General features: G+C 58.7%; 17 protein-coding genes. 8 read left to right on the plus strand and 9 right to left on the minus strand.

Annotated features, from left to right (window positions below; genetic code table 11):
* Nucleotides 1–61: 61 nt before the first annotated feature.
* From CXQ80_RS06275 to CXQ80_RS06285, 3 genes are read right to left on the minus strand one after another with little or no spacing between them, the layout of a single operon-like run.
* Nucleotides 62–619: a peptidylprolyl isomerase gene (locus tag CXQ80_RS06275; protein ID WP_101317577.1), complete on the minus strand. Its 558-nt coding sequence runs from the start codon at nucleotides 617–619 to the stop codon at nucleotides 62–64.
* A complete protein-coding gene (locus CXQ80_RS06280; protein ID WP_101317579.1) occupies nucleotides 613–1,425 on the minus strand; it encodes an alpha/beta fold hydrolase in 813 nt (270 codons plus the stop codon). The genes CXQ80_RS06275 and CXQ80_RS06280 overlap by 7 nt, the downstream gene beginning before the upstream one ends.
* A gap of 13 nt (nucleotides 1,426–1,438) precedes the next feature.
* Nucleotides 1,439–2,362, minus strand: coding sequence for a LysR family transcriptional regulator (locus CXQ80_RS06285; protein ID WP_101317581.1), 924 nt, complete (start codon nucleotides 2,360–2,362; stop codon nucleotides 1,439–1,441).
* Between the two features lie 48 nt (nucleotides 2,363–2,410).
* Here CXQ80_RS06285 and CXQ80_RS06290 point away from each other — a divergent pair, with 48 nt between their 5' ends.
* From CXQ80_RS06290 to CXQ80_RS06300, 3 genes are all read left to right on the plus strand, one after another.
* Nucleotides 2,411–2,725: a 3-phosphoglycerate kinase gene (locus CXQ80_RS06290; protein ID WP_101317583.1), complete on the plus strand. Its 315-nt coding sequence runs from the start codon at nucleotides 2,411–2,413 to the stop codon at nucleotides 2,723–2,725.
* A gap of 109 nt (nucleotides 2,726–2,834) precedes the next feature.
* The gene (locus CXQ80_RS06295; RefSeq protein ID WP_101317585.1) at nucleotides 2,835–3,434 is read left to right on the plus strand and encodes an FMN-dependent NADH-azoreductase; all 600 of its coding nucleotides are present in this window, start codon (nucleotides 2,835–2,837) and stop codon (nucleotides 3,432–3,434) included.
* Between the two features lie 91 nt (nucleotides 3,435–3,525).
* Nucleotides 3,526–4,407, plus strand: coding sequence for a carboxylate/amino acid/amine transporter (locus CXQ80_RS06300; protein ID WP_101317587.1), 882 nt, complete (start codon nucleotides 3,526–3,528; stop codon nucleotides 4,405–4,407).
* On the opposite strand, the gene CXQ80_RS06305 is transcribed toward CXQ80_RS06300, so the two are convergent.
* A complete protein-coding gene (locus CXQ80_RS06305; protein ID WP_101317589.1) occupies nucleotides 4,397–5,191 on the minus strand; it encodes an SDR family oxidoreductase in 795 nt (264 codons plus the stop codon). The genes CXQ80_RS06300 and CXQ80_RS06305 overlap by 11 nt on opposite strands.
* A gap of 148 nt (nucleotides 5,192–5,339) precedes the next feature.
* On the opposite strand from CXQ80_RS06305, the gene CXQ80_RS06310 reads away from it, so the two are divergent.
* Nucleotides 5,340–5,912, plus strand: a complete 573-nt coding sequence (locus CXQ80_RS06310) for a TetR/AcrR family transcriptional regulator (RefSeq protein ID WP_101317591.1) — start codon at nucleotides 5,340–5,342, stop codon at nucleotides 5,910–5,912.
* Nucleotides 5,913–5,959: 47 nt separating this feature from the next.
* On the opposite strand, the gene CXQ80_RS06315 is transcribed toward CXQ80_RS06310, so the two are convergent.
* Nucleotides 5,960–6,754, minus strand: coding sequence for a substrate-binding domain-containing protein (locus CXQ80_RS06315; RefSeq protein ID WP_101317594.1), 795 nt, complete (start codon nucleotides 6,752–6,754; stop codon nucleotides 5,960–5,962).
* A gap of 490 nt (nucleotides 6,755–7,244) precedes the next feature.
* Here CXQ80_RS06315 and CXQ80_RS06320 point away from each other — a divergent pair, with 490 nt between their 5' ends.
* Together CXQ80_RS06320 and CXQ80_RS06325 are read left to right on the plus strand one after the other, a co-directional pair.
* Entirely contained in the window at nucleotides 7,245–8,546 is a 1,302-nt protein-coding gene (locus CXQ80_RS06320) for an MFS transporter (protein WP_101317597.1), read from the plus strand.
* A 380-nt stretch (nucleotides 8,547–8,926) separates the two neighbouring features.
* A complete protein-coding gene (locus CXQ80_RS06325; protein ID WP_101317599.1) occupies nucleotides 8,927–9,370 on the plus strand; it encodes a GFA family protein in 444 nt (147 codons plus the stop codon).
* Between the two features lie 98 nt (nucleotides 9,371–9,468).
* Here CXQ80_RS06325 and CXQ80_RS06330 read toward each other — a convergent pair whose 3' ends face one another.
* The gene (locus CXQ80_RS06330) at nucleotides 9,469–11,124 is read right to left on the minus strand and encodes a GGDEF domain-containing protein (RefSeq protein ID WP_101317601.1); all 1,656 of its coding nucleotides are present in this window, start codon (nucleotides 11,122–11,124) and stop codon (nucleotides 9,469–9,471) included.
* A 279-nt stretch (nucleotides 11,125–11,403) separates the two neighbouring features.
* On the opposite strand from CXQ80_RS06330, the gene CXQ80_RS06335 reads away from it, so the two are divergent.
* Both CXQ80_RS06335 and CXQ80_RS06340 read left to right on the plus strand, forming a co-directional pair.
* Nucleotides 11,404–11,907 carry a DinB family protein gene (locus tag CXQ80_RS06335; protein ID WP_101317603.1) on the plus strand — a complete coding sequence of 168 codons (504 nt, stop codon included), beginning with the start codon at nucleotides 11,404–11,406 and terminating at the stop codon, nucleotides 11,905–11,907.
* A 268-nt stretch (nucleotides 11,908–12,175) separates the two neighbouring features.
* The gene (locus CXQ80_RS06340; RefSeq protein WP_101317605.1) at nucleotides 12,176–12,802 is read left to right on the plus strand and encodes a hypothetical protein; all 627 of its coding nucleotides are present in this window, start codon (nucleotides 12,176–12,178) and stop codon (nucleotides 12,800–12,802) included.
* Nucleotides 12,803–12,920: 118 nt separating this feature from the next.
* Here CXQ80_RS06340 and CXQ80_RS06345 read toward each other — a convergent pair whose 3' ends face one another.
* The 3 genes from CXQ80_RS06345 to CXQ80_RS06355 form a co-directional block, all read right to left on the minus strand.
* Complete coding sequence (locus tag CXQ80_RS06345) at nucleotides 12,921–13,628, minus strand: hypothetical protein (protein ID WP_101317607.1); 708 nt, start codon at nucleotides 13,626–13,628, stop codon at nucleotides 12,921–12,923.
* 337 nt (nucleotides 13,629–13,965) lie between these two features.
* The gene (locus CXQ80_RS06350) at nucleotides 13,966–14,745 is read right to left on the minus strand and encodes a hypothetical protein (protein WP_101317609.1); all 780 of its coding nucleotides are present in this window, start codon (nucleotides 14,743–14,745) and stop codon (nucleotides 13,966–13,968) included.
* A gap of 30 nt (nucleotides 14,746–14,775) precedes the next feature.
* Complete coding sequence (locus tag CXQ80_RS06355; RefSeq protein ID WP_101317611.1) at nucleotides 14,776–15,468, minus strand: hypothetical protein; 693 nt, start codon at nucleotides 15,466–15,468, stop codon at nucleotides 14,776–14,778.
* Between the last annotated feature and the right edge of the window lie 100 nt (nucleotides 15,469–15,568).

The raw sequence follows: 15,568 nt of genomic DNA on the forward strand, positions 1-15,568 counted from the left end.
GGCATTGCAACTCCTGTTCTACCCGACCGCAGGCAGTATCACGTCCCTGTGAAACCAGCGGTCAGTCGATGCGTTTGGCGGACTTGATGAACACTGGGTCAGCCGGGACATCACGCATGCCTTTTTTCACGGTGGTCTGCGAATTGACGATCTGATCGACCACTTCCATACCCTTGGTGACCTTGCCAAACACTGCATAGCCAGCGTCGCGGCCTGGGTCGAGGAAGGCGTTGTCATTCACGTTGATGAAGAACTGGCTGGTGGCCGAGTTAGGGTTGGACGTGCGCGCCATCGACAAAGTGCCGCGGGTGTTGCGCAGGCCATTGCTGGCTTCGTTCTTGATCGGGTCTTTGGTGTCTTTCTGCACCATCTGCTCGGTGAAGCCACCGCCCTGCACCATGAAGCCCGGAATGACCCGGTGGAAGATGGTGTTGTTGTAGAAGCCGCTGTCCACGTACTGCAGGAAGTTCTTGGTGCTGATCGGTGCTTTCTCGGCGTTCAGCTCGATTTCGACCGGACCGAAGCTGGTGTCGAGCAGCACGTGCGGGGTCTTGTCCGAGGCCAGGACGCTAGTGGCAAAAGCAACCGAACAGGCAGCGAGCAGAATTTTTTTCAGCATGGGCTCAAAGATCCTTGAGAGGTGGAAACGCTAGTGAGGAACTGCAGCAGGGTCTGGTTGAAGACCTCGGCTTGATCAAGCGGCGTAGCGTGCCGCGAATCTTCGATTACCGCCAGCCTGGCGTGCGGGATCCGCTCGACGTAACGCTGTTTTAGTTGTACCGGGGTGTAATCGTGGTCGGCGGCGATCACCAGTGTCGGACACTGGATCTGGCCGATGCGTTCCGCCACGCCCCAGTCGACGATGGCGTCGAAGCTCTTCAGGTAGGCGCGCTTGTCGTTGCGCGCCCAGCGCTGGATCATCTTCTCCCGCAGGTCGGCCTGCTCGGGTTTGGGGAACAGGCGCGCGGCCAGGCCCTTGCCCACCGTCTCGACACTCAGGGCGCGGGCCAGGGCCCAGCGCTTGGCCCACCAGACCCAATCGCTGCGGGTGCGCCGTTTGACCTCGGGGGCGCTGTTGACGATGCACAGGCTGCGCAACCAGCGCGGGTGATCGACGGCGAACTGAAAGCCGATCATGCCCCCCATCGACAAGCCAACCAGGTGCACCGGGCCGGTCTGCAGGTGTTCGAGCAGGGCCAGCAGGTCTTCGCTGAAAGTTGCGATCTGGTAGCCGTCGGTGGGTTTGTCCGAGCGGCCATGGCCGCGGCTGTCGAGCAGGATCACCCGGTAGTGCTGACTCAGCAGCGGCACCTGCAGCTCCCAGTCGAGGCTGCTCGAACCGAGGCCATGCAGCAGCACCAGCGGTTCGCCCTGACCGTATTGCTGGTAGTGCAGGGTGCAGCCTTCATGTTCGAAATAGGCCATGGGCGCGGGCTTCTCAGGCTTGTGGAGGGGCGGCGAAAGGCACGTCCAGCGGCGCGGTGTCGAAGCTGCGCAGCAGATCGATGAGGATCTGCGTGGCCGGGCCGAGGGCTTTCTCTTTGCTCGAGTAAAGGTAGAACAGTGGGTGGCGACTGCCACCTTGATCCAGTTGCAATGGCTTGAGCAGCCCCTCGCGCAGCTCGCGCTCGATCATGTGCCGCGGCAGCCAGGCAAAGCCCAGACCGCTGCCGACAAAGGTCGCGGCGGTGCCCAGGCTACCGACTGTCCAGCGCTGCTCGGCGCCGAGCCAGCCGACATCTTTCGGTTGAGCGCGGCCGGAGTCGCGGATCACCACCTGCAACTGGCTTTCCAGATCCTGGAAGGTGATCTCGCGGCCCAGTCGGTGCAGGCTGTGTTCCGGGTGGGCGACGGCGATGAACTCGACCGAACTCAGCTCGGTGCCCAGGTAACCGCCGATGCTGAAGCTGCTGATGGCAAGGTCGGCGATGCCTTCGTGGAGCACTTCTTCGACCCCGGACAACACCTCTTCGCGCAGGCGCACGCGGCAGCCGCGGCTTTGCGGCATGAACGCGCTCAGTGCGCGCACCAGGCGGGCGCTGGGGTACGCTGCATCGACTACCAGGCGCACCTCGGCTTCCCAGCCTTGTTCCATATGATGGGCCAGGTCTTCCAGCTGACTGGCCTGCTTGACCAGGTGCCGCGAGCGCCGCAGCAGCACGTTGCCGGCTTCGGTCAGCACAGCCTTGCGCCCGTCGATGCGCAGCAGCGGCACGCCGAGTTGCTCCTGCATGCGCGCCACGGTATAGCTGACCGACGATTGCGAACGGTGCAGGGCTTCGGCTGCCTGGGCAAACCCGCCGTGGTCGACCACTGCCTGCAGGGTTCGCCACTGATCAAGGGTTACGCGCGGCGCTTTCATCTTCGGCTCCTGTTGTCCTAAGCTGCGCTCTTTCAAGGAGAGCGCCCTGTGAAGAAATATTGTCTGGCTGTCTTGCTGTGCCTGCCATTGAGCGCAATGGCTTACCCGATCGATGTGACCAAGGACATCAGCGGGGTGAAGATCGACTACACCGCCTATGACACTGATCAGGACATCGGCAGCATTACCGTGAACAACTACGGCGAAGTGGCCGCGGCGTGCAAGGTCAGCTTTCGCAACGGCCCGGAAGCGCCTCGCGTGCGGCGCGTAGTGGTGCCGGCAAACAAAAGCGTGGACGTGACCGCGAAGTTCAACCGGCAGATCATCAAGCTGCGCATCGCGCTGAGCTGTCAGCCGCAATAAAACGGATAAATCGATAGATTGGCTCTACTTTTTACGCTTTTTTATCGATAGGTCAACCTCTAATCTCGCCTCCATTGAATCGCACCCCGTTTATGCCAATGGAGGCAGCATGTCCCACGTATTGATCATCGAAAGCAGCGCCCGCCAGCAAGATTCCGTGTCGCGCCAGCTGACCCGCGACTTCATCCAGCAGTGGCAAGCGGCGCATCCTGGCGACCAGATCAATCTGCGCGACGTTGCCGCCAACCCGCTGCCGCACCTTGACGCCGACCTGCTCGGCGGCTGGATGAAGCCTGCGGAGCAACGCTCCATGCCTGAGCAGGAGGCTTTCGAGCGCTCCAACCAGCTGACTGACGAACTGCTCGCCGCCGACGTGCTGGTGATGGCGGCGCCAATGTACAACTTCACCATTCCCAGCACCCTCAAGGCCTGGCTGGACCATGTGCTGCGCGCAGGTATCACTTTCAAGTACACCCCGACCGGACCGCAGGGCTTGCTGCAAGGCAAGCGCGCCATCGTTCTGACTGCCCGTGGCGGCATTCATGCCGGTGCCGGCAGCGATCATCAGGAACCGTACCTGCGTCAGGCCATGGCCTTCATCGGCATTCACGACGTGGAGTTCATCCACGCTGAAGGGCTGAACATGAGTGGTGATTTTCACGAGAAGGGCGTCAACCAGGCCAAGGCCAGGCTGGCCGCGCTGGCGTGAGTCACTGAGGCTTGATGTTGCCCGCTGCAGATCTGTTGCCCAGGGTGGCGCAACCGGCTAAGGTCGCCGCCTTGATTTGCGAGAGAGCACCATGGGCTACCTGATTATCGTCGCGCTGATCCAGGCGTTTTCCTTCAGCCTGATCGGCGAGTATCTGGCCGGCAACGTCGACAGCTACTTCGCCGTACTGGCGCGGGTGCTGTTGGCCGGGCTGGTGTTTCTGCCGCTGACCCGCTGGCGCCAGGTCGAACCGCGCTTTTTGCGCTCGATGCTGCTGATCGGTGCCCTGCAATACGGCGTCACCTACGTCTGCCTGTACCTGAGCTTCCGCGTGCTGACTGTGCCCGAGGTGCTGCTGTTCACCATCCTCACGCCGTTGCACGTGACCTTGATCGAAGACGCCCTGAACCGGCGCTTCAACCCTTGGGCGCTGGTGGCTGCACTGGTCGCAGTGGCGGGTGCGGCGGTGATCCGCATGGACAGCATCAGTGGCGAATTCTTCATCGGCTTCCTGCTGCTGCAACTGGCCAACTTCACCTATGCCGCAGGTCAGGTGCTGTATCGCCACCTGATCGCCCGCAACCCCAGCGACTTACCTCACTACAAACGCTTCGGCTACTTCTACCTCGGCGCGCTGCTGGTGGTGCTGCCGGCGTTTCTGCTGTTCGGCAATGCCCAGCGCCTGCCGAGCACCGATGTGCAGTGGCTGGTGCTGTTGTTCCTGGGGCTGGTGCCGACGGCGCTGGGGCTGTACTGGTGGAACAAGGGCGCCTGCCTGGTTTCTGGCGCAACGCTTGCGGTGATGAACAACCTGCATGTGCCGGTGGGCTTGCTGCTGAACCTGCTGATCTGGAACCAGCACGAGCCGCTTGGGCGCTTGCTGATAGGTGGCTTGATCATTCTGGCCTCGGTCTGGCTCAGCCGGCTGGGCAGCAATCACGCTGCGCCAGCCGTTGGCGGGGTCAGGCGATAGCCTGACCTTGATAGCGCTCGGCGACGACGGACTGGCGAATCTCTGCCAGCAAGCCTTGCCGGGCAAGCTGCAGCGCATCCCAGCGTGCAGCGTCCTGCAGGGGCGGGATGGTCACCGGCTCGCGGCGGTCGAAGCCGACCAGGGCAGCGTCGACCAGGTCGCCCACGGCCATCACCTCAGTCAGGGTATTGATGTCGATACCGGCACGATCCCAGATTTCCGTGCGTGTCGCTGCAGGCAGGACCGCCTGGACATAGACGCCCTTGGGCGCCAGTTCAAGGCTCAGCCCCTGTGACAGGAACAACACGAACGCCTTGGTCGCGCCGTACACGCTCATGCCGAATTCCGGCGCCAAGCCCACCACAGAACCGATATTGATGATCGCGCCGCTGCCGGTCTGCGCCAGCCGTGGCGCGATGGCGCTGGCCAGTCGAACCAGGGCGGTGGTGTTCAACGCGACCAGGTTGGCCACGCTGTCTGTTGATTGCTCGATAAAGCTGCCGGACTGCGCGGCGCCGGCGTTGTTGACGAGCAGGGTGATGCTGCTGTCATCGCGCAAGCGGGCTTCGACGGTCGCCAGGTCGCTGCTTTGCGTCAAGTCAGCCTGAATCACATCGATGGCCACGGCATATTGCTCGCGCAGCTGTGCGGCGAGGGCATCCAGGCGGGTCTTGTCACGGGCTACCAACACCAGATCATGGCCGCGCTGGGCGAAGCGCTCGGCGTAGGTTGCGCCGATGCCAGAAGAAGCGCCGGTGATCAGTACGGTTTCAGCATTGTTCATGGACGAGTACTCAATGTGAGTGGCTGTTGGGACGGTCAGATGGGGAAGCGGTTTATGATGTCGACCATAATCAAAACTGTCAACGGTTTTGATTATGGTCGACATCAGAGTATGCTGAGCCATCGTTACGAAGTCCCCGAGGCGCCCCATGAAGATCACCAAGACGCAATCACTCGCTAATCGCGCGCATATCGTCGAGACGGCTTCGCAGCTGTTTCGTGAACGCGGCTACGACGGTGTGGGTGTGGCCGAGCTGATGGCCACTGCCGGGTTCACGCAAGGGGGGTTCTACAAGCACTTTGGCTCAAAGGCCGACCTGATGGCCGAAGCGGCAGCGCTCAGCCTGGAGAGGTCTGCCGCCGGTGCGTGCACTATTGGTCTGGAGGAGTTCGTCAATCGCTACGTCTCCCGCGCCCACCGAGATGGCAGAGACACAGGCTGCACCGTTGCAGCCTTGGGTGGCGATGCTGCTCGTCAGTCCGATGAGGTCAAGGCGACCTTCGCCAGCGGCATCGAAAAGACCCTTGCAGCCCTTGAAGAGAAGTACCGGACGGGGACAGGGGCGACGCCCGAGCAGGCGCGCGCCAAAGTCGTGAGCCTGTTTACTCATGCCGTGGGTGCCGTCATGTTGTCGCGGGCGTGCCCGGATGACTCAGCGCTGGCAGATGAAATACTGCAAGCGTGCCGGGCCGAGCTGCTGGATGCGCTGGCTGCCGACTGAGCAAGGCTTGCGCGGCTGCGCAAACCTTGTGGTCATTTTCTCGGTGATCAGCTGGCGTGGTGCGGCAGCGGTGACAAGCCACTGCTCTTGATCGCCGCATCTGCCTGAGGCGAAGCGAGGTATTCAAGCAGTGCCTTGCCCGCTGCCTGATGCTGGCTTTTGCTGACCATCGCGCCGGAATACATGGTCATCTTCTGAGCCTCGGCCGGGATCAAGCCGACGATGTCGATGCCCGGTACCGGCTTGAGTTCGCTGAGCTGCTGAAAGCCGATCTGCGCCTGCCCGCGAGCGATCACTGCACCGACCGGTTCGGCCGGGATCATGTGGGCTTTGGCATCGAACTCCGACCCCAGCTGCATACGTGGGAACAACGTCCTGGACAGATAAACACCGCTGGCGCTGTCCGAATAGGCGACCGATTTGCTCTCCACCAGCACCTTGCGCAGGTTCTGCATCGTGCTGATGTCCGGCTTCGGCTCGCCCTGGCGCACGGCCATGGCAATGAACGATTTGCCCAGGTCGACGCGGCTGGCCTTGTCTGCCTGGCCGTCAGCGACCAGCGTGTCCAGCGCCGAGCCGACCATCAGGACCACGTCAGCGTCCTCACCCTTGGCCAGCCTGTTGGGGATCGCCTGCGGGGTGTCGCCCATCGACGGCGCCGCCAGAACATTCAGTTTGACCCCGAACTTTTTCTGGTAAGCCGGCGCCACTTCGCGAATCGCACCCATGATGCCGCCGGAGCTGAGCACGGTCAGGGTGTTCGTGTCGCCAGGTACGGCTTCAGCTGCCGAGCACGCGAAGGTGGCCAGCAACAGTGCCGCGCAGGACATCGTTCGAAGCATGGGAGTGTTCTCCGGAACAAAAGAATCCAGATTACTGAGGCGCAGCCCCCGGTTCAGTTAACGGGCCGTGAAGGATGTTTCATGTTCTGAGCAAGCGGCGTGAACGACTATTGCCTATGTCGGTACAGCAGGGCAGACGCTGCGGCATCGGGCACTGGCTTGCGAGGTGATAAATCGCGGGCAAAAGAAAGCCCGCTGCTAGGCGGGCAAGTTCAATCACACGTAGGGATAGCTAGAGATTGCGCCCCTTGCCGTGAAAATTAAGTGAAAGTGAAGTCAACACGCCGTCAGATTTCACACACGAGTCCGATGCCGGCTGTAGCGTTCAAATGGCTGCAGATTCAGCCTCTGAAGTAGGGTTTGGATATAGCGATTGATAACAAAGACGCATCAATCCATGAAAATTGAACACTAACTGTTTCAAAATGTGTCCCGCATACTCTAGTTTAGAGCGTAACAAGCATTTTAAGAATATCGCTGGAGATCCGTCATGCATGCTTCATCCCCCGCTGCGGGCACTGCCCGTTCCCGCGCCGCAGCCGTGTTCCGCGTCACCTCGGGTAATTTTCTCGAGCAGTTCGACTTCTTTCTGTTCGGCTTCTACGCCACTCAGATTGCGACCGCATTCTTTCCTGCGGCGAGTGAATTCGCTTCCCTGATGATGACCTTTGCGGTGTTCGGCGCGGGCTTCCTCATGCGCCCGCTGGGCGCCATTGTGCTCGGTGCCTACATCGATGACGTGGGCCGGCGCAAAGGTTTGATCGTGACCCTTTCGATCATGGCCAGCGGTACGCTGTTGATCGTGCTGGTGCCCGGATACGCCAGCATTGGCCTGTGGGCACCGGCCCTGGTCTTGCTCGGACGGTTGCTGCAGGGCTTCTCGGCTGGCGCCGAATTGGGCGGGGTGTCGGTCTACCTGTCGGAAATGGCCACGCCTGGGCGCAAGGGCTTCTACACCAGCTGGCAGTCCGGCAGCCAGCAAGTGGCGATCATCGTTGCCGCAGCACTGGGCTACGGCTTGAACCAGTGGTTGGCGCCTGAGCAGATCAGTGAATGGGGCTGGCGCGTACCGTTTGCCGTGGGCTGCATGATCATCCCGTTCATCTTCCTGCTGCGGCGCAGCCTGCAGGAAACCGAAGAGTTCGCCAATCGCACCCATCGTCCGACCATGAAGCAGGTGGTGGCAACACTGGCCAGCAACTGGGGTGTTGTCATCGGCGGCATGCTGATGGTGGCAATGACCACCAGCGCCTTCTACCTGATCACCGTGTATGCACCGACCTTCGGCAAGACCGTACTCAACCTGACCACCACCGACGCCTTGCTGGTGACGCTGCTGGTCGGCGTATCGAACTTCTTCTGGTTGCCCATCGGCGGCATGCTCAGTGACCGCTTCGGGCGCAAGCCGATGATGATAGCGATGACCGTGCTGACGCTGTTCACCGCTTACCCGGCGCTGTCGTATCTTGCTCAGGCAGCGAGCTTCTCGCACATGCTTGAAGTGCTGCTGTGGTTCTCGTTCCTCTATGCGCTCTACAACGGCGCAATGATCCCGGCGCTGACCGAGATCATGCCGGTCGAGGTGAAAGTGGCCGGGTTTTCGCTGGCTTACAGCCTGGCCACGGCGTTGTTTGGCGGCTTCACCCCAGCCATGTCGACCTGGCTGATCCACCTCACCGGTGACAAGGCTGCGCCCGCGTACTGGGTAACCTTCGCTGCTGGCTGCGCGTTGTGTGCCACGCTGGTGTTGTACCGCCGGGTCAAGACCGCTCAGCCACACGCGGCGGTTTGATCGGGTTGTGATGACGCCTGGCGGCTCAGCTGCCAGGCATCAGCCCGATGCGTCTTCCTGGAAGCCCTACTCTGGGCGAGCAAAGCCAATAGCCACTGGCTCACCAAGGTGAGTTTTTCTCGTGGCTGTCAAATCAGTGTAAGTGTCTGGCGCAGCACACTTATGCCAGCGGCACCCTGAGAACTGAGGTAAGTATGCTGGAGACGCCTGGCTTGACGAAAAATTGCAGGCAAAAGAAAGCCCGCTGCTAGGCGGGCTAAGGTCTATCACGTAGGGATGGGTATAGACTGCCAAGTCGCTCGTGAAAACTAAGTGAAAGGCTGGTCAACGGCGTGTCAGACCTGCGCCCCTTTTGCCTCGGATGCCTCTGGAGAATCGCCATGGCTGTTGCAAGCAACGATGATCGTCCCGTGTACCAGGCCGCCTGCCATTGCGGGACTGTGCAGTTTTCAGTGCGCTTGACCGATGGTGTGCGTACTGCGCGCCGGTGCAACTGCTCGCTCTGCCGCATGCGCGGTGCCGTTGCGGTATCAGCCAACCTGGACGATATCACCGTCACCCAAGGGCAAGAGGCGCTCACGCTTTATCAGTTCCACACGCGTGAAGCCAAGCACTACTTCTGCTCCAAGTGTGGCATCTACACCTTCCATCAGCGCCGTTCTGCGCCTGATCAGTACGGGGTCAATGTGGCCTGTATTGAAGGCATGAGCCCGTTTGATTTCCCTGAGGTGACTGTCAGTGATGGCCGCACTCACCCTAAAGACCGCGTAGATGGGGGCTCGCGAGTGGCAGGCTGGCTGCGCTACGAGAACAATCCTGAGTGATTATCCAGCTTGTCTACTCGGCTTCCGAAACTGGCGGATGATAGATGCGATCAGCGTGGACAGCTCGCTGCCCTGCTCGGGCTGCGTCTGCAGCAGCTTCAAGCCTGCGCAGCGATACTGGCTTTGCTTTGGAACATGGCGGTGTCAGCCTTGAAAATCAAATCGTCGAGGTCTTCACCATCTTCCGGATACCACGCCACCCCTAGGCTGGCGCTAACCTTGATTTGGCTGTTTGCCCATGGAATGGGCAAGGCGACGGCTTCGCAGATTTCCCCGGTTACGCGCTGGATATCGTTTCGGTGATGCGCGCCGTCGAGCAGCACGACAAATTCATCACCGCCCATGCGCGCCGCTATTTCAAACTCGCAAATATTGGATTTGATTGCCGAGGCTGCGTGGATCAGCATGGCATCGCCCGCCTGGTGGCCATAACGATCATTGATCTGCTTGAAGTGATTCAAGTCGATATAGCACAAGGCCAGATGCTCTCCACGCTTCTTTGCGTCGAGCAGCCTCTGACTAGCGAAGGGAATAAAACTATTTCGATTTGGTAAGCCAGTCAGGCTGTCATAGAAAGCCAGCTTGTGTACTTCCTCTTGGGCGAGTTTGCGCAACTTTATCTCGTTGCGTAGATGGCGCTGGGCATTCAACAGAATCAGAGCGAACATCAGGACAAGCGCAGAGCCGATGCTGACCAGAACAATGGTCTTGCGCAGTCGCTCGACGAGTTGCGGCGGGTTGGGGTCGTAGATGAAGTTTTCCAATCCGGCAATACTGTCGACCATGCCCAGTTCGAGGAAAGTCTCAGCCATACGTTGCCAGCGCCCTGGGTTCATATGACCGATCTCGATCAGGTCAGATACCACTAGCGGACGCATGGCCTCAGCTTCGAATTGCAAGTGCGCGCGACTTTTCTCCACCGAATACTGATTGAGCAGCAGGTCTATGATTTGCTCGGGGTTATCCATCGCGTAGCGCCAGCCGCGCAGGGTGGCGCGGCGGAAGGCCTCGACGCGCTGCGGATGCTCGTCAATCTCGGCCTGGCTGGTGAACAGGATGTCGCTGTAGAAGTCGATCCCGTAAGTAACGGGCGAGATGATGTTGTATGCCACGCCCCGTTCTTGCAGGTAGAAGGGCTCGTTGGTCAGGTATGAGTTGAACGCCGTCACTTTACCGCTGGCCAGATCCCCAATTTGAAAACTGCTGGGTATCAGCTGTAGTTTTTCGAGGGATATACCTTCGCTACGGAACATCGCCAGAAAATCGGCATCTGTCTGCGCATTCATCAGCATCAACGGCTTGCCGATCAGGTCGTGCACAGTGCGAACGCCTTGGTCTGTACGAGCCACGAGCACGGAAGGTGAGTGCTGAAAAATCACCGCCAGAGCTACCAAGGGCTTTCCATGCAGGCGTGCGTAGAGCAATTCACTATTGGCTTCGCCGTACTGGGCACGCCCAGAGAGCACTTCTTCGACCGGTGTGACATTGGGGCCGCCTTCGTGCAAGCGCACGTCCAGCCCTTCTTCCTGGTAATAGCCCTGAGCGATGGCGGCGTAGTAGCCCGCGAACTGGAACTGATGTTTCCAACGTAGCTGTACATCAATCACTTGCGCAGCACTATTCTCTTGAGTGACAGGGCTCGCCCACGCAGCCTGAGCCGAGAGCAGCACAAAACACAGCAGTCGACGCAGCCGAACCAGCAGAACTCTCTCCGGCCGGTCGAGCGCGTTAGAACAGCAACGGAGGCTGGGCATCGTGAAGGTCCGTTAATCGCGCTCGTGGTTGAGCGTGCAAGGCGTTGCAGGGCATGGGTCGGCATTGTGACATCGCGCATGCAGGGCCAGCAATCGCCAGCCACGATAACCAAAGCGGCCGTTATCCTCGCTTCGGCGTGGCTGGCGCCTGATTTCCTATAACAGGCAACTACTGGCCAAAAAGGGTCGGTCGGGCCCGACAGCTTTCGACCCCAAGCTGCCACCTACACACCACTGCTACCCTTTCGCTGAATTTGGATCGACGCGTAAGGAGGGAAAATGTTGAAGGATGCCTACCGCTATAAAGTGTGGGCCGATGAGCGCACCTTGGCCGCTTTGGCAGACTTTGAAGGAAAGGGCCAGGCCACGCCAGCGTTCGAATTCATGCGCCAACAGCTCAACCATATGGTCATAGTCGAGGAATTGTTCAAAGCTCGCCTGCTGGGCGAGCAAGCGCCGCATCCTGCAACTAATACCGCGGTCATTCCTGATCTGCACGCCCTCACACAGCGCCTGACCGCATGCGACGCGTGGGCCACCGATTACCTGGCGCGCATTACCCCGACGGAGCTTTGCAGCACTGTAAGTTTTGTGTTTTCGGATGGGCAGCATGGGACGTTGACGCGCCAGGAAATCCTCTTCCACCTCATCAACCACGGCACCTATCACCGGGGCGCGATTGGCCATGCGCTTGATCTGGTCGGAGGCAAACGTCCGGCTGATACCTACACCGTGTTCATTCATCGCGCCGAACCGCAGCGTCGCCAGTCGGCATCTGGATAGACGCGACATCTAGTGTTTCGAGATCTTCTGCTGGTGTCAGCGAAAGCCAGAGGGGATCATGACTTCGCGGCAACCGACGCCGAGTTTGAGCTGATCAACTACTACTTTCAGTCGTCCAGCGAAGGAGAAGGTCTCGCCAGCCGTCTCTAGCATTGCTTCGTGGCAGTGAACCAAATCTGTTTCGGTTGTGATATAGAGTTGCTTCACTATTGCATCACTAATGGTTTGTGTGCGAAGCTGATTGCCTTCAGTTTAAGGAGCAGCACCTGTGACCGACATCATCTCTCTCATCGAAAACTCAGCGAAGGCCAAAGGCGACTTGGTTTCCGCGTCAATCCGAATGCAGAAAGAGCTCTACTCTTTTATCGAAGGCCTGGCCGACCAGCTCGATCTCAGCCGGCAGGAAACAATGTTGAAGCTGCTCGAAAAAGGTGTCGAAGCTGCCAAAGCGGCGATGAAGCTCGACGACGAGGTAGAAGCTGCGGCGGAGATCGATGCACTCCCTGCGTCTAAATTCCACATCCTGAACACGAACAAGCGACACTCTGTGCAAGATCACGAGCGGATGCTCAGCGAGGGCTGCGCGGCAGCTTTTTACCACCCTTGGAAGCTCAACATTGATCGCATCCAGGCAGGCGACATCGTCTTCTTGTACGAGAACGGCAAGGGGATCGTCGCTTACGGTAAAGGTACTGGGGTGACGGAAACACGCATCCACGGTGGTTTCCTGGATGAATGCCACTTCCAGCGCCTGGAAGGCTTTGAAGTTCTGCCTAAGCCGATCTCGGCGGCGGAGATCAAAAAAACCCTGCAGAAGAATGTGGTGCTGTTGCGCACAATGTCAGCAATGCCGGAGGGTCATCTGCTGCTGGATCTGCTCAAGAAACGTGGTTGAGGTACCGAGATGCACCAGTGAAAAGCCCGCTCTTAAGCGGGCTTTTTTAGTTGCTTACAGGCCAGACCAACCTCTGACTTTGTTGGGGGAAAAGCGTGAAGCTGATGCCAGCATCTGATTATCGAATATGCTCACCGCCCATGCCAGCGTGAAAACGCTTGGCCTGCGCGCCCGCCGGAGCGAATCTCGGGTGTACAGACACAATGGCACGATCAAGCTTCGCATAAGCGACCTGTGACTGAGAAAGAAGGTACTCGCCGCCGCCGAACGATTTACCGTCTTTACCCTTCGGTAAAATTTCGACTCTGCAATCCACTAGCCATTCCCTGCGGGACTTCCAGATGTCCGAGAGGGGGTATGTTTCGATGCACTCAACGAATTCGCACAAGACGTTAACCTTGGCATGCGCGGCAAGCATCTCGTCATTCTCGTACAACTGCTCGAGGAAGAAGGGCTCGATGTGAGGCTCCAGGTGTTCATCCAAAAACAAACCTTCGTTCATGAATACCGGAGCTGCAATCGATTGACGGATAAAGTCAACCATCATCTCCACGTAGCGTCGGGCGGAGGTAGTTGGAAGATCATTCGCATGCAGGAGCGAGGCAGCTCTACGAATAGCGGCATAGTCGTCTAAGAAAACACCAACATCAGTACGTGCCAGCGTCTCTCGAAGATAGCCGGCCCGGAGTGCGAGGATACGATTCGTTTCGTACCCAAAAAGCGATGCAGCGACCTCGAAAAGCTGGGTTCTGGAAAGCTTTTCGAGACCAAGATCGGCTGCTTTTGCCTGGGTTTTGTAAACAGGTGTAGAAAGGAAATTAGCCATAGTAGGCTCCTCGGTGTAGTGGTTGGGGACTGTTGTTTTGAACAACGGCAACGATTTCCCGCATCAACACAGAGGTCGAAAGCAGAGGGGAGTGGTTCAGCTTGTGCCTTTTTGAGCGTTGCTACTGAGGCGGGCGGCCCATGGCGTAATACTACAACGTAGGCCCTGGTTGTCCAGCTGCTTAAAGAAAGGACACAAAAAAGCGGCTACTGAAAACCAGAGCCGCTGCACTGCTGAGCAGTAAGCTGGGCGAGCCCAGCGCGAGAGAGAGGGGGTATTGCCGCCCCACCCCCAGGCGGTGACCACGATCTACTGCAGATACAGCTCCAACCTTCGGTTAAAGCCGATTCGTCTCCTGGAGTTTTTCCAGCTTGTCCAAGATCTTGGATTTGGCGTTGTCCAACATCGTCGGGTTGGTTAGAGGCGACAGTTCATCTCGCGGTTTTTTGCCGAGGAAATAGCTGATGCGCTCGCCGTTTGCGCCCGATGGATGGGGTAGGCCGTCAAGAAGCTGCTCGGCATTCAGCAGACCTTTGGCCTGCAGGTGCAGGAAGACATCCGTCACCTTTGGCCCCAGCGGCACATACAGGCATTTGGTACCCAGGGCTCTGATTTCTTCCACCAGATGAGTTTCGACCTGGTGTCTCAAGCTGGAGCGGCTGAGGATGGCTGGGCCACCGCTGTAGTTCTGACCGTCAATGAACACTGGATAACGCAATGCCGAGGTGTAGTGCACAAGGTGGCGGTGCGTATCGAACAGTCGTGCACAGCTGTCGATGCCTAGCAGCGTTTGGACACCCACGTGATCCAGCATGTTGACCAGGTTGTTTCGCATCGGCCCGGCGAAGCTGGCGGTTGCCTTGGCGGCTTCCCTGGCCTGCTCGACAGAAGCCCCTTGGCGAAGTTGTCTGCAAGCCTCATCCAGGGCGCGGCTGGCTTGTTGCAACCCTGGTGTGATGCCGCACAGCACGATACGGGCATCGGTGTTGATGTGGTCGAAGGGGGCATAGAAGGTTTGCAACTTGCCTTCCGACGACAACAACAGCTCCGCTGGCAGGCCGTTGCTAAAATTGTGTTTTGTAGTAGCAAGCAGGGTGCTGAATTGTTCGAGGCTCATGGTCACTTCCTATGTTGATTGGCAGTTGAGTTAGTCAGCACGGGTAGCGATGAAGCCCCGGCGTCCTTTTAACCAGCGCAGCGCCTCATCCGAGTCGACCACCGTCTGGCTCTGCTCTTTCCGAGTTTTCAGCTGATCAGCTGCAGTGGGCTGGGCGGCATTACGTACTGCTCTTTCGGTCATCTGCCCCAGCACTGCAATCTCCTTGAGAGTCAGGTATCCGCTGTTGTCTTCACCCGACAAGAACATAGGTAGTGCTTCGTCATTCTGAAATGCCGGGTAGGTATCCAGGTCAAGGCGTGCCCGGATCAGAGCGTGGAACAGAATTTTTTCGAGCCCTCTGGGTAAACACATCTCGCGGTCGCCAATGATTGGCGAGAAGACTTCGATGTCGGGCCTCGCAGACAGGACGAGGGTGGCCAAACGCCCCCAGCTATCGTTCATTCGGTCTTGCTCTGCACCATTCAATGAAAGTTTCAGCCGACCATTGATTGCGTAGTCAAAGCAGTCTCTAGCTGCCGCCTGAACCGGGATCTCACCTTGGTAAATCTGATCGAGAGCCGCCAGGCTTGCAGGGTCTATTTGGCCATGAAATTTCATCAGTGAGGCTCCCAGCGAACCCCAATAGACGTCGTGCGACTCCTGGAGAATCTCGTCCAGATCGAGCTTCTCCTCAGGTGAAACAAAGTTTTTTTCGAACTGGTTACGCCAAAAGGTGCTCATCGTGTGCTCCGTCTGCTCGGAAGGTATAGGCAGAGATTAGAGGTGAAATAGTACATGGTCAATGATTAATTTATGACATATGTTGTGATTTAATGGTCGC

Origin of the sequence: Pseudomonas sp. 02C 26, assembly GCF_002843585.1 — a bacterium.
In the GTDB taxonomy this organism is placed as follows: domain Bacteria; phylum Pseudomonadota; class Gammaproteobacteria; order Pseudomonadales; family Pseudomonadaceae; genus Aquipseudomonas; species Aquipseudomonas shirazensis.